This window comes from Pantoea pleuroti (assembly GCF_014156615.1).
Lineage (GTDB): Bacteria > Pseudomonadota > Gammaproteobacteria > Enterobacterales > Enterobacteriaceae > Pantoea > Pantoea agglomerans.
The window spans coordinates 322,477-342,801 of the sequence record NZ_SBFD01000002.1 but is presented as its reverse complement, the minus strand read 5'-3'; the positions used below and the strand labels follow the sequence as shown (position 1 = coordinate 342,801).

Below are 20,325 nucleotides of genomic sequence, written 5' to 3'. Positions count from 1 at the left end.
ATCCTCAACATCATTGCAGAGGGGCTGACTACGCTTAAGGGCATTCTATCCCGTCAGGAGATCGTTATGGCCCGTTTCTCAACAACCTTGTTGCTAAGTGGCGCACTATTCTGCGCCTCGCCGCTGTTTGCCGCCGACGTAAAGGTCGAGTTATTACAGGATAAGTTACAACATCCATGGTCCGTCGCCTTCCTGCCCGACAACAAAACACTGCTGATTACCGAACGTAGCGGACAACTGCGCAGCTGGAGCCCGGAGAGCGGTCTGTCACAGCCGATCCAGGGGGTGCCAAAGGTCTGGGCAGAACGGCAGAGTGGCCTGCTGGACGTGGTGCTGGCACCCGATTTTGCCACCAGTCGTCGCGTCTGGCTTAGCTATACCGAAGCGAACAGCAGTGGCAAAGCGGGCGCGGTGGTAGGTGTGGGCACGCTGAGCAAGGATAACCGGCAACTCAGCGATTTCCGCGAGGTGATTCGGCAGACGCCGATGCTCTCCAGCGGCAACAACATCGGAACCCGGCTGGCGTTTGATACCCAGGGCTATCTCTGGATCGCCTTCGGCGATAACTTTGCCAGCAGCGCTGCGCAGGATCTTGATAAGCTGCAGGGCAAACTGCTGCGGCTCAACGCCGATGGCAGCGTGCCGGACGATAACCCGTTTGCGAAACAGCGCGGCGCACGGCCAGAGATCTGGGCCTATGGTTTGCGTAATCCGCAGGGGCTGGCGCTTAACCCCTGGACCGGCAAGATATGGGAAAATGAACATGGCCCGCGCGGCGGCGATGAAGTGAATATCATGGAGCGGGGCAAGAATTACGGCTGGCCGCTGGCAACCTACGGCATTGACTATAGCGGTGACAAAGTGCCGGAGTCACAAGGCACACAGGTTGCGGGTACCGAACCGCCGCTTTATCACTGGAAGGATTCTCCGGCCATCAGCGGCATGGCGTTCTACAATAGCGCCCGTTTTCCGCAGTGGAAAAACTCGCTGTTTATCGGCGCTCTGAAAGAGAAAAACCTGATTCGTCTGAGTATCAACGGCGAGAAAGTGGTGGAAGAGCAGCGTCTGCTGGACGATCAGAAGGCGCGCATTCGCGATGTGCGGCAGGGGCCGGATGGCTGGCTCTATGTGCTGACCGATGAGGCCAATGGCAAGCTGCTGAAAGTGGGATTAGCGCAGGACGCTGGCGCGTCCCGCGGCTAAGAGCCTGTCCCCTGGCTATTTTATGTGTCAGTCTAGGCCAGGGCAGTGCTCACACAGGCTGCTTTAGCAACCTGAACGCCCGTCAGGGCGGCCCTGAAGGAGCGAGCGCAGCGAGTAATCCTCACGGACTACGTGTACTACGGATTGTTCCGCGCTGTCCGTGTCCAGGCTGCCAGCAACAGTACGCCTGATGGACCAGGCTCTGAGTCAGCGCGCCCAGTGATAAACCTGCCAGCCGCGGTTTAACGCTTCCTGGTGCAGCTGTTCGTCAGGGTTGATGACATGGGCATGATCGGCCTGTGCCAGTAGCGGCAGGTCGTTCATCGAATCGCTGTAGGCCCAGGTGCGGTCAAAGGCCTCGTCCTGCTGCAGCGCTTTCCAGTCACCCAGTCGGGTGACTTTACCCTCTTTATAGGTCATGGTGCCGTAAGTGTTGCCGCTGTAGCGCTCGTCCACGATTTCAACGCCAATCGCCAGCGCGCCGCAGGCACCCAGCTTCTCTGCAATCGGCACCACCAGATGCTCGCCGCTGGCGGAGATGATCATGACCTTGTCGCCACGCGAACGGTGCCACTCAATCCGCTCGCGGGCCGCAGGATAAACGCGTGGCATAATGTCGCGGTGAATGAAGCGGCGCACCCAGCCTTCAACGGTAAGCGTGGCCATGCCCGCCAGAGGCGAGAGTGTTTTATTCATATACTCTTCAATCGACAGCGTACCGGCATAGTACTGGCTCATTAATGCCTGTTCCTGATCAATCAGTTCACTGGGGGCGAATCCCTGTGATACCAGCCAGCGCAGCCACAGGCTGGTGCTGTCTTCACAAATGAGTGTTTCATCCAGATCAAAAAGGGCTAAGTCCATGGTCGGTCTCCTCGGCTGACTGGCGTTCAGGTTAACTGATATTTGTGACGGGCTTAACTCTTCTGCGAAAAATCGGAATTTCACGCAGTTTTGATAGCGACAGAATCGGGGAAAAGCGGCACGCGCGCGGCACTTGTGCCAGGGTTACTCTACTAAACTCTAAAAAACTTTACGATTCGACGGTTTTTTTCGCTGCCGTCAAGGGTTAGCGTTTGAGTGAGAATTTTCTGCCCCTGGAATTTCGATTTAACAAGGACAATCCGGCCAAGCCCATGACAAACACTCGCTTCACATCTCGCCTGCGGCACCTTGCTGCCACTTCATTACTGATTCTTGCCCCCGTCAGCGTTTTTGCTGAGCAGGCTCCCGCCGCGCCAGGCATTGATGCTAAAGCGTGGATTCTGATCGACTATGCCAGCGGTAAAGTGTTAACCGAATCCAGTGCCGATCAGCGCCTCGACCCCGCCAGTCTGACTAAAATGATGACCAGCTATGTTGTTGGTCAGGCGATTAAAGCGGGCAAAATCAAGCCGGATGACCTGGTTACCGTCGGACAGGATGCCTGGGCCACCGGCAACCCTAAGCTGCGCGGCTCGTCGCTGATGTTCCTCAAACCTGGCGATCGTATTCCGGTGCATGAGCTGAATAAGGGAATCGTGATCCAGTCCGGCAATGACGCCTGTATTGCGCTGGCGGATTATGTCGCGGGCAGTCAGGATTCGTTTATCGGCCTGATGAACAACTATGTGAAGGCGCTGGGACTGCAGAATACCCACTTTATGACGGTGCATGGTCTGGATGCAGAAGGGCAGTACAGTACCGCGCGTGACATGGCGCTGATTGCTCAGGCGCTGATCCGCGATGTGCCCGAAGAGTATGCGCTGAATAAAGAGAAAGAGTTTACCTTCAATAATATTCGTCAGATCAACCGCAACCGCCTGTTGTGGAGCACCAACCTCAAGGTTGATGGCGTCAAAACCGGGCACACCTCGGGCGCGGGAAATAATCTGGTCGCTTCAGCAACTGAAGGCGATATGCGTCTGATCTCGGTGGTGCTGGGCACCGCCAGCGATGCGATTCGTTTCCGCGAAAGCGAAAAGCTGCTGACATGGGGCTTCCGTTTCTTTGAAACGGTCACACCGATTAAAGCGGATGCGCCGTTTGCGCAGCAGCGGGTCTGGTTCGGTGATCGCAGCCAGGTCAATCTGGGCGTAGCGAAAGATGCTGCGCTGACCATCCCTAAAGGGCAGATGAAAAATCTGAAGGCGAGTTTCAGACTCACTACGCCGCAGCTGGAAGCCCCGCTGAAGAAGAATCAGGTGGTCGGCACCATCGATTTCCAGCTGGATGGGAAAACGATTGAGCAGCGGCCACTGGTGGTGATGCAGGATGTGCCGGAAGGCGGGTTCTTCAGCCGGATGATTGATTTCGTGATGATGAAATTTAATGGCTGGTTCGGGAAGTGGTTTTCATAAGTAAGCAGGGACGCAGGCTCGTACTGCGTTGAGCCCGAGCCTGCACAGGGAACAGGGTCAGATCGGAAAGACGCAAAATCCGTCATCCATGACACGCTCGGCCCGCGCGATTACGCACCTCATCCCTGAGGTGCGCCCGTTGCCGGGCCAACGCTTCGCGTTGTTCAAAAACGCTCCCGGCGTTTTTGTCCCTGGCGCGGGACGCTTTCCTCCTCTGACCCTGTTCCCTGCGCTTTAAGCTTATTCGCTGCGGTAAATCCGGGTTTGCCACAGTGCTGGGGACGCTAAGGCGTCCCTTTCTTAATCCTGCGTCCAGCCTTTGCGAATCGGCACGGCAAACAGCGATCGATAGAGTGGATTGATCACCGCCAGCATCCGCTCGCCATAGAACTGCCACGCCAGATGCGAAGCCAGACAGCTCAGCAGCCCCACCAGGAACCCGCCCAGCATATCCATTGGCCAGTGAACGCCAAGGTAGACCCGCGACCAGGCAATAGCGCAACCGGCCACCATCAGAACCACACCTGACCAGAGGCGATGCCAGAAGATAAAGGCCAGCGCAAAGGTGAATATCGTGGTGCCGTGATCGCTGGGATAGGAGTCATCGGCGGCGTGATGCAGGAACTGATAACCAAAACCGATAGCGAAAGGGCGGGGATGTGGTAACAGCTGGCCTACAGACCAGGAAATCGCCAGCGCATAGATTAGCGCCATACCGGTTTTCAGTACCAGTACCCGCTGCGAAGACACCTGATCGCGCGGTCCCCAGAGCCACATCGCTACGATTAACAGCGGCACGATGGCGATCAGATCTTTGGCAAAAAACGTCGCCAGCTGCAGTAACCAGGCGGGTGAAGCCGGTGTGGCATTAATGGCAGTAAACAGTGAATGGTTCAGCTCTTCCATTTCGGGATAAATTCCTCAGCAGACAGTCCGGTTAACGGCAGCTGGCAGCATTCCGCCAGCCCGGCCCGATAACAGCGGCAAAAAAAACGGTCAGCGACAGCACGCTCACCCAATCAGTCAGCACAAATTGCTAACTAAACAGTGGTCTATCCTGCTTTTTACCGTTTTGTTCGTCTATAGAAAGGCTCTTAATCTGCCGTTGAGTTGTGTAACTGTTTAAGTTTTATGACACATGCAGTTGAGAATCAGGTGGGGAATGACGGACAGGGACGAAAAAAGGGCATAAAAAAACCCGCCGGGAAAAAGACCAGCGGGCTCCACAATTTGGGGATTTCAAAGAAAAGCAGTGGCACTTATTATGACTATCCCTTAACAATAAAGTTCTGGACGCAGGCAAAAAAATTTTATAGGGGCAATATCGGCCAGACAATCACAATCAGCGTCCCCGCCAGCGTCAGCAACACGTTGGCGATGGCATAGGTCCCGGCATAGCCCAGCGCCGGGATATTGCTGCGTGCCGTATCACTGATGATCTCCATAGCCGGTGCACAAGTACGCGCGCCCATGATGGCGCCAAACAGCAGGGCGCGGTTCATCCGCAACACATAAGCACCAAACAGATAGCAGATGATCACCGGAATCAGGCTGACCAGCAGGCCGCACAGCAGCATCATTGCACCGTCGCTGCTCAGGCCGTGATTAATGCCGCTACCGGCACTCAATCCTACTCCCGCCATAAACACCATCAGACCGAACTCTTTGACCATGGTGAGCGCGCCCTGCGGAATATAACCAAAGGTCGGGTGGTTGGCGCGCAGGAAGCCGAGCATGATACCGGCGAACAGCAGGCCCGCGGCGTTACCAATACCAAAACTGAAATTGCTGAACTGGAAGGTGATCAGACCAATCATCAGACCCACGATAAAGAAGGCGCAGAAGGCTAAGAGATCGGTCATCTGACTGTGAATCGCGATAAAGCCAATGCGATCCGCCACGCTTTTGACCCGTCGTGCCTCGCCGCTGACCTGCAGCACATCACCTTTGTTCAGCATGATACTGTCGTCGATCGGCATCTCTATCTGACTGCGTATCACCCGGTTCAGGAAGCAGCCGTGATCGGTGAGGTTTAACTTGCTGAGGCGTTTGTTTACCGCATTGTGGTTTTTCACCACGATCTCTTCTGTGACGATGCGCATATCCAGCAGGTCGCGGTCAAAAACCTCTTTGCCGTTGCGGAAGCTGGGGTCGAGCCGGGCGTGAGCATCCGGATAGCCCACCAGCGAGATATCATCACCGAGCTGCAACACCGCATCACCGTCGGGACTGGCGAGAATACCGTTGCGGCGGATGCGCTCAATGTAGCAACCGGTCTGACGATAGATGCCCAGTTCACGCAGGTTTTTGCCGCCGCTCCACGCCACCAGTTCAGGACCGACGCGATAGGCACGGATCACCGGCAGGAAGACTTTGCGCTGGCTGTCCGCATCCAGACCGCGTTCCCGGGCGATCTGCTGAGCGCAGGTGGGCAGATCCTGATGTTGCAGACGGGGCAGATAACGTGCGCCGAAAATCAGACTGACCAGGCCTATCAGATAGGTTACGGCATAGCCGAGGCTCAGTTGATCCTGCATCAATCCAAGCTGCTTCGGATCGCTGATGCTTTGCCGCAGGGTATCGCCCGCCCCGACCAGCACCGGCGTTGAGGTCATCGACCCCGCCAGCATGCCGGCGGTGAGACCGATATCCCAGCCAAAGAATTTGCCCAGTCCCAGCGCCAGCAACAGTGCGCTGACCACCATGACGATGGCGAGCATGAAATAGTTTTTGCCGTCGCGAAAGAAAATGGAAAAAAAGTTGGGACCGGCTTCGACGCCGACACAAAAAATAAACAGCATAAAGCCCAGACTCAATGCATCGGTATTGATCGTAAAGTGCTGCTGGCCTAATAAGAGCGAAACCACTAATACGCCAATCGAATTTCCCAGCTGAACCGAGCCCAGACGCAACTTACCCAGACAGAGGCCGAGCGCTAAAACGACAAACAATAACAAAATGTCATTTCCGCTTAACAATCCTGCGACGTTAATATTCACTGTTTAACTTCTTGTTTACATGTAACCTATTGAAGAGTAGCCTGTTTTTCGCTATCGTGAGCAGGCCGTTGAGGTGCTGTTGCATCAGTACTGCAAATAGAACCTTTACTGCGGCGCTATTCTAATCACAAATATCTTTCACAGCCATTGGCTGTTTTCATTCGTTGCCACAGCGAACTGTTTCTTTTTATTTCCATCTGAACGCATCAGGGTTATCAGCAGGTTATTGTCGGGGTTACTTTTAATCAGTGGGGTGGTATGCCGCAGCGTTCTTATCTCTGGACTACCCGCCTGTGCGGCGTGGTGTTGTATAGTCTGGTGTTTGTCTTTACCTGTCATTTCTGGCAGGTCGGTCCCGGCCCACTTCGTGGTCAGCCCGAATTACTGCTCTTTATGTTGCCCGGTATTGTGATGGCATTGGTGCAGGTGGAAAGCCCGTTAAAAAGTACCCTGCTGATGGGGCTGTGGGGAACGTTACTGGCAGCACTGCTGTTAAACAGCAGCCTGTTTATCCACAGCAATGCACTTTTTGTGGTCGCATGGAGCCTTAGCGCGCTGTTCTGGGCAGGCTGCGGTGCCTTGCTGGTGCGGTTGATGCAGATAGTGATGGCCTCTCTCAATTAAACAGTGCCGGGTGACGGGTGTCAGGCAGAAAGTAAAAAGGCGAGACAGGAAAACCTGTCTCGCCTTTTTCATTCCGGCTATCTGTAGTTACGCGGCAAATCCCAGATTCTCTTTAGTCCAGGCCGCAAACTCGGTGTAACCACCGATATGTTTTTCGTCGACGAAAATCTGTGGCACGGTGCTGACCGGTTTACCGGCGCTCGCTTCCAGATCGGCTTTAGTAATGCCTTCTGCGTTAATATCGACATACTGATAGCTAAAATCATCACGCTCAGCGGTCAGCTTGTCGGCCAGTTCATGGGCACGCACACAGTAGGGACAGCCCGGACGACCAAAAATAACAGCAATCATTGAGAACTCCTTGCAGCGACTATTATGTGATGTGTATCACACAATGAAACAGAGAATGGCAACCATGATGCCCGCTCGTATCGCTTAAGGAAAGCAGGATTTGCCTGTTAGTCTGATGCCCGCACGCTATTGCTGACCGGTCAGGAAGCCTCTGAATCAGAGGCTTTTCGCGCCGGCAGCCCGTGTAACCCGCGCAATTTTTGGGTTGTTGACCATAATTGACGCTCAGTCAGCCGCTAAGGCAGGAGGATATCATGCAGAGTGTAGCCAGATTACCCCGATTTGTGGTGGTGCTGGAGGCGGCTGGCGGCCTGTTAATCGTGGCCGCGCTGCTGCTGATCAACCACTGGCTTCCGCTGCCAGACCTGGCGGACGTGAAAACGCTGGCGACTGTGCTGTTCATTGCTGGCGTGGTTCTGATGCTACCTGCTGCCTGGCTGTTAATGTGGCGCACCGCGAAAGCGATAGCACCACAGCTGTTCAATCAAACTGACAAAAAAAGATAATGTTGCTGGAGACTTTATGACACCGACCATTGATTTACTGTGCAGCCATCGTTCAATCCGCGCTTTTACTGACCAGCCGGTCAGCGAAGCACAGCGTGAAGCGATTATTACTGCGGCGCAATCGGCGTCCACATCCAGTTTTTTACAGTGTTCTTCCATTATCCGTATCACCGACAAAGCGCTGCGCGACAAGCTGGTGACGCTGACGGGCGGACAGACATGGGTCGCGGATGCGCCTGAGTTCTGGATCTTCTGCGCTGACTTTAATCGCCATCTGCAGATTTGCCCTGATGCGCAGCTGGGTCGTGCCGAGCAGTTGCTGCTGGGCTGCGTCGATACCGCGCTGATGGGTCAGAATGCTATGGTCGCAGCGGAATCGCTGGATCTGGGCGGCGTCTTTATCGGCGGAATCCGTAACAGCATCGCGGAAGTGACAGAACTGCTGGGCCTGCCGAAATTTGTCCTGCCGCTGTTTGGTTTTTGCCTGGGTCATCCGGAGTCAAAGCCGGACGTCAAACCGCGTATGCCGCACGCGATGCTGGTGCATGAGAACCGCTATCAGCCGCTGGATCCGGCGGTGCTGGCCGAATACGATAGCCGCACAGAGCTCTATTATCAGCAGCGCGACAGCAACCAGCGCAGCGAAACCTGGAGTGAGCTGATCCAGCGCCTGATCATTAAAGAGACGCGTCCGTTTATGCTCGATTATCTGCATCAGCAGGGCTGGGCCACGCGTTAAACCAGCAAGGGAGAGCAGCGATGAAGATAGCTATCCTGTCGCGTGATGAGACGCTCTACTCCAGTCGGCGACTGCGTGAGGAGGCCGCCGCGCGCGGCCACCAGGTCCGGATCATCGATCCGCTCTCCTGCTATATGAATATTAATCCCGCCTCACCGGCGGTTCACTACTGTGGTGAACCGCTGGGCCATTTTGATGCGGTTATCCCGCGCATTGGCAACCCTATTACCTTTTATGGCACGGCCGTGCTGCGACAGTTTGAGATGTGCGGCAGTTATCCGCTGAATGAGTCCGCCGCCATTACCCGCACCCGTGACAAATTGCGCTCGCTGCAACTGCTGGCACGGGAAGGCATCGACATGCCGGTTACCGGCTTTGCCTCCTCACCCGATGACACCGCTGATCTGATCGCCCTGGTCGGCGGTGCGCCGCTGGTGGTCAAGCTGGTGGAAGGTACCCAGGGCATTGGCGTGGTGCTGGCGGAGACGCGGCAGGCGGCGGAAAGCGTTATCGATGCCTTTCGCGGCCTGAATGCCCATATTCTGGTACAGGAGTTTATTAAAGAAGCGCAGGGTCGTGATGTTCGCTGTCTGGTGATTGGCAATCAGGTGGTGGCAGCGATTGAGCGGGTGGCGAAAGAGGGCGACTTCCGCTCAAATCTGCATCGCGGCGGCAAAGCTTATCCGATCGTCATTACGCAACAGGAGCGCCAGATCGCCGTGAAAGCGGCGGCCACGCTCGGGCTGGAAGTGGCGGGCGTCGATATTCTGCGCGCCCATCGCGGCCCGCTGGTGATGGAAGTTAACGCCTCGCCCGGTCTTGAAGGCATTGAAACCAGCAGTGACCTTAACATCGCCGCCCTGATGATCGCGCGGATTGAGCAGCAGGCCATCCCCGGGCTCCGTCCTAAAACCGCTGGCTGACACGCGCTTTTCAGCGGTTTTCATGGCATCGTCGCGCATTTTTCCGTAAGCTAAGTCGCCTGTTTATCACCCCACTGGGATTTTACGATGGATTCTCTTGTCGTTCCGGATATCGACCTGCTGCGTCGCTGGCTGGATCAGCAAAATATCACCTGGTTCGAATGCGATGCCTGTCAGGCACTTCATCTGCCGCACATGCAAAACTTCGATGGGGTGTTTGACGCCAAAATCGATCTGGTCGACAACGTCATTCTGTTTTCGGCGCTGGCTGAAGTGAAGCCGACGGCGCTGATTCCACTGGTTGGCGATTTGTCGCAGATCAATGCCAGTTCGCTGACGGTGAAAGCATTTATCGACATTCAGGATGATAATCTGCCGAAACTCATTGTCTGTCAGTCAATGATTACTACCGCCGGGTTAACCTTTGGTCAGTTCTCGCACTTTATGAAACAGAGTGAAGAGCAGATCTCGATGGTGATCCTGGAAGCCTTTGCCAACAATCTGTTGATTGTGGGCGAAGAAGAAGAGCACGTTCCGGTGACCAGCGTTCATTCTGTGCTGCACTAAGCCCGACATGGTCACACACTAAGCCGTCCCTGAGACGGCTTTTTTATGCCCGCCATCCACTGCCGCGATAATTTTTTATTCTGCACTTTGCCCTTTAACGCCAGATATTAGTCGTGGTTTATGCCATCAAAGCCGAACCTCATAGCTCAAACATGCATAAAATATCGGTTTCAGGCGTTTTTTACGCTGGGGTCTGGTGAAGCCTGACCGGGGGGGCTATGCTTGCGGGGCTGTAACAGGCGCGTAACTGCGCCTCAGCTATAGGTTTTTGCTATTAAACTCCCGCTGAATAATGATTCATTGTGTCACTGACGTCTTGTACAGAACGCAATGCAGGGATCTCTGGTTTGCAGCGTTGTAATGACCCGCTCAGGAGGATGGAAAAATATGTTCAACTCACGTCAGAAATGGCTGTCAGCTGTGGTAGCTGCTGCGCTGATGGCCGCATCGGCCAGCAGCATGGCGGAAGATAAAACGCTGCACGTCTACAACTGGTCCGATTATATTTCGCCAGACACCGTGCCGAACTTTGAAAAGCAGTCCGGCATCAAAGTGGTCTACGATGTGTTTGACTCCAACGAAGTCCTGGAAGGCAAACTGATGGCGGGCAGCACCGGCTATGATGTGGTGGTGCCATCCTCCAGCTTCCTGGCGCGTCAGCTGCAGTCCGGGGTATTCCAGCCGCTGGATAAGAGCAAACTGCCTAACTACAAAAATCTCGATCCGGCGCTGATGGAAAAAGTGGCGCAGCACGATCCGGGTAACAAATATGCCATCCCTTATCTGTGGGGCACCACCGGTATCGGCTACAACGTCGACAAGGTCAGGGCCGCACTGGGCGCCGATGCGCCGGTCAACAGCTGGGATCTGGTGCTGAAGCCGGAAAACCTGGAGAAGCTGAAAAGCTGCGGCGTCTCCTTCCTGGATGCGCCAGAAGAGATTTTCGCCACGGTGCTCAACTACCTGGGCAAAGATCCTAACACCTCTGATGCCAAAGAGTATTCCGGCGCGGCCACTGACCTGCTGCTGAAACTGCGTCCGAATATCCGCTACTTCCATTCGTCGCAGTACATCAACGATCTGGCCAACGGTAATATCTGCGTTGCCATTGGCTGGTCGGGCGATATTCTGCAGGCGAAAAACCGTGCTGATGCGGCGAAAAATGGCGTACATCTGGGCTACAGCGTTCCGAAAGAGGGCGCACTGGCCTTCTTCGATATGATGGCGATCCCGAAAGATGCGAAAAACCTCGATGGCGCTTACGCCTGGCTGAACTACATCATGGATCCGAAAGTGATCGCCGATGTCTCCAACAAAATGAACTACGCCAACGGCAACAAAGCGTCGCTGCCGCTGATCAATGCCGATGTCCGCAACAACCCGGGTATCTTCCCGACGCCTGAAGCGATGTCGAAATTGTTTGTGCTGAAAGTCCAGGATCCAAAACTGGATCGTGTGCGTACGCGCGCATGGACTAAAGTAAAAAGTGGTAAGTAATTCGTCCTTAACGGATTGACCTGTCATGTATCAGCAACAGAGGCGCGGTGTCGGCCTCTGTTGTGCCATTTTTAGCGGCACATTTTGTCGCCATGTTCCGCCTGGCTCCGGAGAGAACCTTTGTGAACGATGCCATTCCCCGTCCTCAAAATAAAACCGCAAAGGCGTTAACGCCACTGCTGGAAATTCGCAATCTGACCAAATCCTTTGACGGGCAACACGCCGTGGATGATGTCAGCCTGACAATTTATAAAGGTGAGATCTTTGCCCTGCTGGGCGCATCGGGCTGTGGTAAATCAACGCTGCTGCGCATGCTGGCCGGTTTTGAGCCGCCAACCAGCGGGCAGATTGTGCTGGATGGTCAGGATCTGTCCCACGTTGCTCCCTATCAGCGCCCGATCAACATGATGTTCCAGTCCTACGCGCTGTTTCCCCACATGACGGTGGAGCAGAATATCGCCTTTGGTCTGAAACAGGACCGGCTGCCGAAAGGGGAGATCACCAGCCGGGTAGCAGAGATGCTGGCGCTGGTGCATATGCAGGAGTTTGCTAAACGCAAACCGCACCAGCTCTCCGGTGGTCAGCGTCAGCGTGTGGCGCTGGCCCGCAGCCTGGCGAAGCGGCCGAAACTGCTGCTGCTGGATGAGCCGATGGGGGCACTGGACAAGAAGCTGCGCGACAGGATGCAGCTGGAAGTGGTCGATATTCTGGAGCGTGTTGGCGCTACCTGCGTGATGGTGACGCACGACCAGGAAGAGGCGATGACCATGGCGGGCCGTATCGCGATTATGAATCGCGGCAAGTTCGTGCAGATTGGTGAACCGGAGGAGATCTACGAGCATCCTACCAGCCGCTACAGCGCGGAATTTATCGGTTCGGTTAATGTTTTCGAAGGCTTACTGCGTGAACGTCAGGCGGATGGCCTGGTGATTGACAGTCCCGGCCTGATGCATCCGCTGAAAGTCGACTCCGATGTCTCGGTGGTGGATAACGTTCCGGTCCATGTCGCACTGCGCCCGGAAAAAGTGATGTTGTGCGATGAGGTGCCTGCCGATGGCTGCAACTTTGCGGTGGGTGAAGTGGTCCACATCGCCTATCTCGGCGACCTCTCTATCTTCCATGTCCGTCTGCACAGCGGACAGATGATCAGCGCACAGTTGCAAAACGCACATCGCTACCGCAAAGGGTTGCCGACCTGGGGTGATGAAGTCCGCCTCTGCTGGGAATGCGACAGCTGCGTGGTGTTGACGGTTTAAGGAGCGGCTATGAGCCAGATTTTCCAACGCGCTAAAGCGCCTGCCCGACTGGTCGGCACGCCGCTGCAACGCTGGGCCACGCGGATAAAAATGCAGCATGGCCGCAAGCTGGTGATCGCCTTGCCTTATGTCTGGCTGGTGCTGTTATTTCTGCTGCCGTTTCTGACGGTGCTGAAGATCAGCTTCGCGGACATTGCGCGAGCGATTCCCCCCTACACCGAGCTGGTGAGCTGGGCTGATGACCAGTTCAGCATTGTGCTCAATTTCGGCAACTACCTGACGCTGACCGACGATCCGCTCTACGTCGATGCCTATCTGCAGTCGCTGAAAGTGGCGGCGATCTCCACGGTGATCTGTCTGCTGATTGGCTACCCGCTCGCGTGGGCCGTGGCGCACAGCAAGCCATCCATGCGCACCATTCTGCTGCTGCTGGTGATCCTGCCGTCGTGGACCTCATTTCTGGTGCGCGTCTACGCCTGGATGGGGCTGCTTAACAACAACGGTATTCTGAACCGGTTCCTGCTGTGGCTGGGTGTGATCGATCATCCGCTGGTGATCCTCTACACCAATACAGCGGTCTATATCGGTATCGTCTACTGCTATCTGCCGTTTATGGTGCTGCCAATCTACACCGCGCTGACCCGCATTGATTACTCGCTGGTGGAAGCCTCACTGGATCTGGGTGCGCGTCCGCTGAAGACCTTTTTCAGCGTGATTGTCCCGCTGACCAAAGGGGGCATTATCGCCGGGTCGATGCTGGTGTTTATCCCGGCGGTGGGGGAGTACGTGATCCCTGAACTGCTGGGTGGGCCGGACAGCATCATGATTGGCCGTATCCTGTGGCAGGAGTTCTTTAACAACCGCGACTGGCCGGTGGCCTCCGCGCTGGCGGTTATCATTCTGCTGATCCTGATTCTGCCGATCATCTGGTTCCACAAGCATCAAAACCGTGAAATGGGAGAGAAGGCATGAATAATTTGCCAACCATTCGCTCACCCTGGCGTACCGGGATTCTGGTTTGCTGCTTCCTGTTCCTCTATGCGCCGATGCTGCTGCTGGTGGTTTACTCCTTCAACAGCTCACCGCTGGTAACGGTGTGGGAGAGCTTCTCGTTCCACTGGTACAGGGTGCTCTTTCAGGACAGCGCGATGATTGACGCCGTTCTGCTGAGTCTGAGCATTGCCGGTCTCTCCGCTACCATGGCGGTGGTGCTGGGCACGCTGGCGGCGGTGATTATCGTGCGCTTTGGTCGCTTCCGCGGCCACAATGGTTTTGCCTTTATGCTGACCGCGCCGCTGGTGATGCCCGACGTCATCACCGGCCTGTCGCTGCTGCTGCTGTTTGTGGCAATGGGCAACGCCTTTGGCTGGCCGAGCGAACGCGGCATGCTGACCATCTGGCTGGCCCACGTCACCTTCTGTACCGCCTATGTGGCAGTGGTGATTAACTCGCGTCTGCGTGAGCTGGACCGCTCCATCGAAGAGGCGGCGATGGATTTAGGCGCAACGCCGCTGAAGGTCTTTTTCGTGATTACCGTGCCCATGATTGCTCCGGCTATTGTGACCGGCTGGCTGCTGGCGTTTACCCTGTCACTCGACGATCTGGTGATCGCCAGCTTTGTAACCGGGCCGGGTGCCACCACATTGCCGATGGCGATCTTCGCCACCGTGCGACGCGGCGTTAACCCGGAAATCAATGCGCTGGCTTCATTGATCCTGTTTGTGGTCGGTTTAGTTGGTTTTATCGCCTGGCGGGTGATGGCACACGAAGAAAAACAACGTTTAAGCGATATTCAGAAAGCTAAACGTGGCTGAAATCCGTAACCTTTGCCACTATATGAACGGGCCGGTCTGACCGGCCCGTTTTTCGATCAGGTGGAGTCAGGGACTATGTCAGAAATCTTCAAAAGCAGTGCCACGCTTTCAATCGCGCCGGTTCCGGTGACGGTTGCGGGCATTGCTATTATTGCGACCCGCTGCCTGAGCGTCCTGATGCTGGCAAACGAGCTGGGTTACAGTGAACTCGCCAATTTTGTTCACCGCAGCGCCCAGTCCTGGGACGCGACACTCATCTTTGTCGCCAGCCAGCTGATCTTCCTGTTCGAACTGCGCTGCGCCTTTACGCTGATGCGCGGCAGTAACCGTGGACGCTGGGGCTATGTGGCGACGCAGGTGATTGTGCTCAGCTATATGCTGGTCGCCTCGCTGGGCTGGATCTACCCTGAGATTTTCAGCATTGATGGCGACAACAACGTCCAGATTATCCACCATACCCTGTCGCAGAAAATCCCCGATCTGCTGGTGCTCCTGCTGCTGTTTCTGCCTGCCAGCAGCCGCGCTTTTTTCAGGAAGCGATGATACAATCGCGCTCCGCCCGACCCGATCGTTAAGGCTTTACCATGCACTGCGCGCTTTATGACGCTAACCGTTGCCGCTCCTGTCAGTGGCTGGAAAAACCCTATCCCACTCAGTTGAACGAAAAACAGTCGATGCTGGAACAGTTACTGGCTGAGCAGCCGGTCACTGCCTGGTTGCCGCCGGTCACCTCACCGCAGCAGGCATTTCGTAATAAAGCCAAAATGGTGGTAAGTGGCAGCGTCGAGCGTCCGGTGCTGGGATTAATCCATCGTGATGGTGAAGCTGTGGATCTGTGCGATTGTCCGCTCTATCCCGCCAGCTTCCAGCCGGTTTTTGCTGCACTTAAGCCGTTTATTGCCCGTGCCGGACTGACGCCCTATAACGTGGCGCGCAAACGCGGCGAACTCAAATTTCTGCTGATAACCGAAAGCCAGCAGGGCGGCGTGATGCTGCGTTTTGTCCTGCGCTCAACCGCGAAACTGGAACAGCTGCGCGCCGCATTGCCGTGGCTGCAACAGCAGTTGCCGCAGCTGGCGGTGATCTCTGCCAATATTCAGCCGGTGCATATGGCGATTCTGGAGGGGGAAGAGGAGATTGCGCTGACGCCCGCGCAGTCGCTGGCAGAGAACTTCAACGGCGTGCCGCTGTGGATCCGCCCGCAAAGCTTCTTCCAGACCAACCCGCAGGTTGCCAGCGCACTCTATGCCACCGCGCGCGACTGGGTCAGGGCGCTGCCGGTCAACAGCATGTGGGATCTCTTCTGCGGCGTGGGCGGTTTTGGTCTGCACTGCGCGACAGCGGAGATGGAACTGACGGGCATTGAGATCAGCGCCGAGGCGATAAAATGCGCCCAGCGTTCCGCTGAGATGCTGGGGCTGGAAAAAGTGCAGTTTGCGGCGCTGGATTCTACGGCGTTTGCGACCGGACGCGATGAGGTGCCGCAGCTGGTGCTGGTTAATCCACCGCGTCGTGGGATTGGTGAGGCGCTGTGTGACTATCTCAGCCAGATGGCCCCGGATTATCTGCTCTATTCAAGCTGTAATCCGCAGACCATGGCGCAGGATATTGCCCGACTGAATGCCTATGAGGTGACGAAGGTGCAACTGTTCGATATGTTTCCCCACACCGCCCATTTTGAAGTGCTGACACTGTTAACCCGCCGTCAGCACGAGTCCGGGAAAGCATCGGCAGAGGCAGCCTCAGCCGGTAATTACTCAGGGAACCACTTCTGATTAAGCTGCTGCCAGCTGCCGTTGGCTTTCAGTTCGTTCAGTGCCTGATTGAACTGATCGCGAAGCACCGTATTGCCTTTACGCACGGCAATGCCGAGACCGGTGCCAAAGTAGTCCGCATCCGTAACATGTTCACCGACAGTGGCGAGATCTGCATTGGTCTTCAGCCACTGATTCACCACCGCGCTGTCGCCAAACACGCCATCCAGCCGGCCACTCTTCATATCCAGAATCGCATTCTGATAGCTGTCATATGCCACCACTTTCACTTCCGGATGCTTATCCTGCAGGTACTTCTGGTGAGTGGTGCCGTTTTCCACGCCAATGCGCTTGCCCTTAAGCTCACCAAAGTTGCTGAACTGGCCTTTACGGGCGATCACGATGGCGGAGTTAGCGTAATAAGGCTGGGTAAAATCGACCTGCTTGCTGCGCTCAGTGGTGATATCCATGCCGGAAATCACCGCATCATAGCGGCGGAACTTCAGTGACGGGATCAGGCTGTCGAAGGCATTGTTGGTAAAGGTACACTCCGCTTTCATCTGCTGGCACAGCGCTTTGGCCAGATCGATATCGAATCCCACCAGTTTATTTTCCCGGTCCAGTGATTCAAACGGCGGGTAGGTCGCTGAGGCGGCGAAGCGAATCTTTTCCGCTGCCTGGGCGGTAAGTGCCAGCGAAGCCAGCGCAGCGGCAACAATCCATTTTTTCATTTTATGATTCCTGTGAAGTGGTCAGCCAGAGAAGGCGATACCCTGCCATAAAATGCATTTTTATGCAATTAGTGTGATTTTTCAGGCGAAAAGGGCGAGGGGCCTCGCCCGGATATCAGTTACGTCGTTCGAAGGCCAGGGCGCGCTTTTCGATCAGCCGCATCATCAGCGTCAGCAAACCGTTAACGCAGAGATAAACCAGACCCGCCGCGGCATAGACCGTGATGTCGTAGGTGCGGCCATAGAGCAACTGTCCGTGGCCCATGACTTCCATCAGGGTGATGGTGTAGGCCAGCGAGGTGCCTTTGAACACCAGCACCACTTCATTGGAGTAGGAGGAGAGGGCGCGTTTAAATGCATACGGCAGCAGAATGCGCAGGGTATCTTTGCGGCTCATGCCGAGCGCGGCACACGATTGCCACTGACCGGAAGGAATCGCACGCACCGCACCGTAAAATAGCTGTGTGGTGTAAGCCGCGCTGTTCAGTGACAGCGCCAGCATCGCGCACAGCCAGGGTTGCGACAGTAAATGCCACAGCCAGGGGATCTGCTGGATCGAGGGAAACTGTCCCGGACCGTAATAGATCAGGAAGATCTGCACCAGCAGCGGTGTGCCGGTAAACAGTGTAATAAAGCCTTTGACCAGCGGGTTGAACACCGGCGTTTTCAGCGACAGTACCACGGTGAAGAGCAGCGCCAGCAGCAGGGCCACGACCAGCGAGGCTGCCGTCAGCGTCAGGCTGGTATGCAACCCTTTCAGGAGTTCAGGCAGATAGGCCAGCATTAGCTGTTCCCCCGTTCAAAGCGGGTGGTGCGCAGTTCGATGCGGCGTAACACCGCCTGGCTGAAGAGCGTGATCACTAAGTAGATAGCGGCCGCCACCAGGAACCAGGTAAACGGCTCCTGCGTGCGGGTGGCGATACTTTTGGTTTGCAGCATCAGATCGTTGACGCTAATCAGCGAGACCAGCGCAGTATCTTTCAGCAGCACCAGCCACTGATTGCCCAGACCGGGCAGGGCGTGACGCCACATCTGGGGCATAATCAGCCGGAGAAAGATGGCCGATTTTTTCATACCCAGCGCCTGACCCGACTCCCACTGACCCATCGGCACCGCTTTCAGCGCGCCGCGCAGCGTCTGCGAGGCGTAGGCGGCATAGAGCATCGCCAGCGCAATCACACCGCACAGGAACGGACTGACGTCGAAGTTTTCAATTTCTACCTGAATCGGTAACTGAAACAGGCCGAAATTCAGGGTGAAGCCGTCAGAGAGGGTGAGCAGCAGCTGTGAGGCACCAAAATAGATAAACAGCACTACCAGAATTTCCGGCAGGCCGCGGATTAGCGTCACCAGACCGGTGCCAATCCACGCCAGCGGTTTCAGGCGCAGTGACTCCCAGCCAGCGAAAATCATCGCCAGCACCAGGCCAGCGATGAGAGCACAAACAGCAAGGCCGACGGTCATGCCGGCGGCGCTTGCGAGGGTCATCATTTCATTCATCAGAGATTACTGCTGGAACCATTTGCTGTAGATGGTTTTGTACGTGCCGTCTGCTTTGATCTTATCCAGCGCGCCATTGAATCTGGTCTGCAGATCGGTGTTACCGGTACGTACCGCAATGCCCAGGCCGGTACCAAAGTAGGCTTTGTCTGTGACTTTCTCGCCGACGGCAGCCAGTGCGGCATTCTGCTTCAGCCATTCGTTGACGACTGCGGTGTCACCGAACACAGCATCAATACGGCCATTTTTCAGATCCAGCACCGCATTCTGATAGCTGTCGTAAGGAACGGTGGTGATTTCGCTGTGTTTCTCAGTCAGGTATTTCTGATGGGTGGTGCCGTTCTGGACGCCAACCCGCTTGCCTTTCAGCGCTTCCACGCTGGCGACTTTGCCTTTCTGGGCAACAAACAGCGCGGAGTTGTCATAGTAAGGCTTGGTGAACAGAACCTGTTTTTCACGATCTGGCGTGATATCCATGCCCGCCATCACCGCATCAAAGCGACGGAATTTCAGGCTTGGGATCAGGCTGTCGAACGCCTGATTGGTGAAGGTGCAGGTCGCGTCAATCTCTTTACACAGCGCATTGGCCAGATCGACATCAAAGCCCTGAATCTTGTTGTCCGCATCCACAAACTCAAAAGGAGGATAAGAGGCTTCGGTCGCAAAACGAATCGTCTGAGCCGCCGTAGCGCTCAGGCTAAAACCAGCAAGCAGTGCAGCAAGTACCATTTTTTTCATTTTTAGCATCCTGACTTAGTGCGAAAGATAGTGAGCAAACGCCTCGGTTTGCGGCTGTGTAAAGCGGCTGGCATCGCCCTGTTCCACAATGTGACCGTTCTCCATATAGACGACGCGGCTGGCCGTTTTACGTGCCACCTCCACTTCATGGGTCACAATCACCTGGGTAATGCGGGTCTGGGCCAGTTCGCGAATGATACTGACAATCTGTGCGGTAATTTCAGGGTCCAGCGCGGCAGTCGGCTCATCGAACAGCAGCACCTGTGGCTCCATCATCAGCGCGCGGGCAATCGCCACACGCTGCTGCTGACCACCGGAGAGATGCAGCGGAAAGCGATCGCTGTAGGGCGTCAGGCGCAGCCGGTCAAGCAGCTTGTCGGCGCGGGCGCGGGCGTCGCTTTTGCTGAGGCCCAGTACCCGGCAAGGCGCTTCAATCAGATTCTGCAGCACGGTAAGGTGCGGCCAGAGGTTGTACTGCTGAAACACCATACCGACGTTCTGACGCAGTTCGCGAATCGCAGCATCGGAGGGTTTCTGGCTGAAGTCGAACTGATTACCGGCAATCTGCAACTGACCTGAACGGGGTTGCTCCAGCAGGTTAAGCACCCGCAGCAGCGAACTCTTACCCGCACCGCTGGGACCCAGCAGTACCAGGGTCTCGCCTTGCGGACACTCAAGGTTGATGTCGAACAGCGCCTGATGAGCACCGTAGAAGCAGTTTATTGCGTTTAGTTGAATACTCATGCGCCAGATTTGAATAGCTATTAGTGTCGCGGATTTTAAC

Annotated in this window: 22 protein-coding genes; 13 read left to right on the top strand and 9 right to left on the bottom strand. The window is 55.7% G+C overall.

Features of this window, described 5'->3' with window-relative positions; all coding sequences use genetic code 11:
* The first annotated feature begins 66 nt into the window (after nucleotides 1-66).
* Complete coding sequence (locus EPG66_RS05590; RefSeq protein WP_182686188.1) at nucleotides 67-1,203, top strand: PQQ-dependent sugar dehydrogenase; 1,137 nt, start codon at nucleotides 67-69, stop codon at nucleotides 1,201-1,203.
* A gap of 207 nt (nucleotides 1,204-1,410) precedes the next feature.
* Here EPG66_RS05590 and EPG66_RS05585 read toward each other — a convergent pair whose 3' ends face one another.
* Nucleotides 1,411-2,067, bottom strand: coding sequence for an HAD family hydrolase (locus tag EPG66_RS05585; protein ID WP_182686186.1), 657 nt, complete (start codon nucleotides 2,065-2,067; stop codon nucleotides 1,411-1,413).
* 272 nt (nucleotides 2,068-2,339) lie between these two features.
* Here EPG66_RS05585 and EPG66_RS05580 point away from each other — a divergent pair, with 272 nt between their 5' ends.
* Nucleotides 2,340-3,542 (top strand): serine hydrolase, encoded by a 1,203-nt coding sequence (locus EPG66_RS05580; RefSeq protein WP_010254406.1) that lies wholly within the window; start codon nucleotides 2,340-2,342, stop codon nucleotides 3,540-3,542.
* Nucleotides 3,543-3,842: 300 nt separating this feature from the next.
* Here the strand turns inward: EPG66_RS05580 and ybjG are convergent, their stop codons facing one another.
* Together ybjG and EPG66_RS05570 are read right to left on the bottom strand one after the other, a co-directional pair.
* Nucleotides 3,843-4,448, bottom strand: a complete 606-nt coding sequence (gene ybjG, locus EPG66_RS05575; protein ID WP_010254408.1) for an undecaprenyl-diphosphate phosphatase — start codon at nucleotides 4,446-4,448, stop codon at nucleotides 3,843-3,845.
* Nucleotides 4,449-4,852: 404 nt separating this feature from the next.
* Nucleotides 4,853-6,541, bottom strand: coding sequence for an aspartate:alanine antiporter (locus EPG66_RS05570; protein ID WP_115758265.1), 1,689 nt, complete (start codon nucleotides 6,539-6,541; stop codon nucleotides 4,853-4,855).
* Between the two features lie 258 nt (nucleotides 6,542-6,799).
* Between EPG66_RS05570 and ybjM the strand changes: the two genes are divergently transcribed.
* Nucleotides 6,800-7,165 (top strand): inner membrane protein YbjM, encoded by a 366-nt coding sequence (gene ybjM / locus EPG66_RS05565; protein ID WP_010254412.1) that lies wholly within the window; start codon nucleotides 6,800-6,802, stop codon nucleotides 7,163-7,165.
* 87 nt (nucleotides 7,166-7,252) lie between these two features.
* On the opposite strand, the gene EPG66_RS05560 is transcribed toward ybjM, so the two are convergent.
* On the bottom strand, nucleotides 7,253-7,516 hold the full coding sequence (locus tag EPG66_RS05560) for a GrxA family glutaredoxin (RefSeq protein ID WP_010254413.1): 264 nt from the start codon (nucleotides 7,514-7,516) through the stop codon (nucleotides 7,253-7,255).
* A 254-nt stretch (nucleotides 7,517-7,770) separates the two neighbouring features.
* Between EPG66_RS05560 and EPG66_RS05555 the strand changes: the two genes are divergently transcribed.
* From EPG66_RS05555 to rlmC, 10 genes are all read left to right on the top strand, one after another.
* Nucleotides 7,771-8,022: a DUF1418 family protein gene (locus EPG66_RS05555; protein ID WP_031593165.1), complete on the top strand. Its 252-nt coding sequence runs from the start codon at nucleotides 7,771-7,773 to the stop codon at nucleotides 8,020-8,022.
* 16 nt (nucleotides 8,023-8,038) lie between these two features.
* Nucleotides 8,039-8,761 carry an oxygen-insensitive NADPH nitroreductase gene (gene nfsA / locus EPG66_RS05550; protein WP_010669740.1) on the top strand — a complete coding sequence of 241 codons (723 nt, stop codon included), beginning with the start codon at nucleotides 8,039-8,041 and terminating at the stop codon, nucleotides 8,759-8,761.
* A gap of 20 nt (nucleotides 8,762-8,781) precedes the next feature.
* Nucleotides 8,782-9,684, top strand: coding sequence for a 30S ribosomal protein S6--L-glutamate ligase (gene rimK, locus EPG66_RS05545; RefSeq protein ID WP_115758266.1), 903 nt, complete (start codon nucleotides 8,782-8,784; stop codon nucleotides 9,682-9,684).
* Nucleotides 9,685-9,771: 87 nt separating this feature from the next.
* Nucleotides 9,772-10,251, top strand: a complete 480-nt coding sequence (locus tag EPG66_RS05540) for a YbjN domain-containing protein (protein ID WP_022625960.1) — start codon at nucleotides 9,772-9,774, stop codon at nucleotides 10,249-10,251.
* 387 nt (nucleotides 10,252-10,638) lie between these two features.
* Nucleotides 10,639-11,748 carry a spermidine/putrescine ABC transporter substrate-binding protein PotF gene (potF, locus tag EPG66_RS05535; protein ID WP_109653102.1) on the top strand — a complete coding sequence of 370 codons (1,110 nt, stop codon included), beginning with the start codon at nucleotides 10,639-10,641 and terminating at the stop codon, nucleotides 11,746-11,748.
* A gap of 122 nt (nucleotides 11,749-11,870) precedes the next feature.
* Nucleotides 11,871-13,004, top strand: coding sequence for a putrescine ABC transporter ATP-binding subunit PotG (gene potG / locus EPG66_RS05530; RefSeq protein WP_010254420.1), 1,134 nt, complete (start codon nucleotides 11,871-11,873; stop codon nucleotides 13,002-13,004).
* A 9-nt stretch (nucleotides 13,005-13,013) separates the two neighbouring features.
* Complete coding sequence (potH, locus tag EPG66_RS05525; protein WP_010254421.1) at nucleotides 13,014-13,976, top strand: putrescine ABC transporter permease PotH; 963 nt, start codon at nucleotides 13,014-13,016, stop codon at nucleotides 13,974-13,976.
* Nucleotides 13,973-14,818, top strand: a complete 846-nt coding sequence (gene potI, locus EPG66_RS05520) for a putrescine ABC transporter permease PotI (protein WP_010254422.1) — start codon at nucleotides 13,973-13,975, stop codon at nucleotides 14,816-14,818. Before potH ends, potI begins: the two co-directional genes overlap by 4 nt.
* A gap of 75 nt (nucleotides 14,819-14,893) precedes the next feature.
* Nucleotides 14,894-15,361, top strand: a complete 468-nt coding sequence (locus tag EPG66_RS05515; RefSeq protein ID WP_010254423.1) for a YbjO family protein — start codon at nucleotides 14,894-14,896, stop codon at nucleotides 15,359-15,361.
* Nucleotides 15,362-15,402: 41 nt separating this feature from the next.
* Nucleotides 15,403-16,593: a 23S rRNA (uracil(747)-C(5))-methyltransferase RlmC gene (gene rlmC, locus EPG66_RS05510; protein WP_182686184.1), complete on the top strand. Its 1,191-nt coding sequence runs from the start codon at nucleotides 15,403-15,405 to the stop codon at nucleotides 16,591-16,593.
* Here rlmC and EPG66_RS05505 read toward each other — a convergent pair.
* The 5 genes from EPG66_RS05505 to artP form a co-directional block, all read right to left on the bottom strand.
* Nucleotides 16,572-17,303, bottom strand: a complete 732-nt coding sequence (locus EPG66_RS05505; protein WP_064704719.1) for an arginine ABC transporter substrate-binding protein — start codon at nucleotides 17,301-17,303, stop codon at nucleotides 16,572-16,574. The genes rlmC and EPG66_RS05505 overlap by 22 nt on opposite strands.
* 115 nt (nucleotides 17,304-17,418) lie before the next feature.
* A complete protein-coding gene (gene artM / locus EPG66_RS05500; RefSeq protein ID WP_031593159.1) occupies nucleotides 17,419-18,087 on the bottom strand; it encodes an arginine ABC transporter permease ArtM in 669 nt (222 codons plus the stop codon).
* Complete coding sequence (gene artQ, locus EPG66_RS05495; RefSeq protein WP_010254430.1) at nucleotides 18,087-18,803, bottom strand: arginine ABC transporter permease ArtQ; 717 nt, start codon at nucleotides 18,801-18,803, stop codon at nucleotides 18,087-18,089. Before artQ ends, artM begins: the two co-directional genes overlap by 1 nt.
* A 6-nt stretch (nucleotides 18,804-18,809) precedes the next feature.
* On the bottom strand, nucleotides 18,810-19,541 hold the full coding sequence (gene artJ, locus EPG66_RS05490; RefSeq protein WP_031593157.1) for an arginine ABC transporter substrate-binding protein: 732 nt from the start codon (nucleotides 19,539-19,541) through the stop codon (nucleotides 18,810-18,812).
* A 15-nt stretch (nucleotides 19,542-19,556) separates the two neighbouring features.
* On the bottom strand, nucleotides 19,557-20,285 hold the full coding sequence (artP, locus tag EPG66_RS05485) for an arginine ABC transporter ATP-binding protein ArtP (protein WP_010254433.1): 729 nt from the start codon (nucleotides 20,283-20,285) through the stop codon (nucleotides 19,557-19,559).
* Nucleotides 20,286-20,325 lie beyond the last annotated feature (40 nt).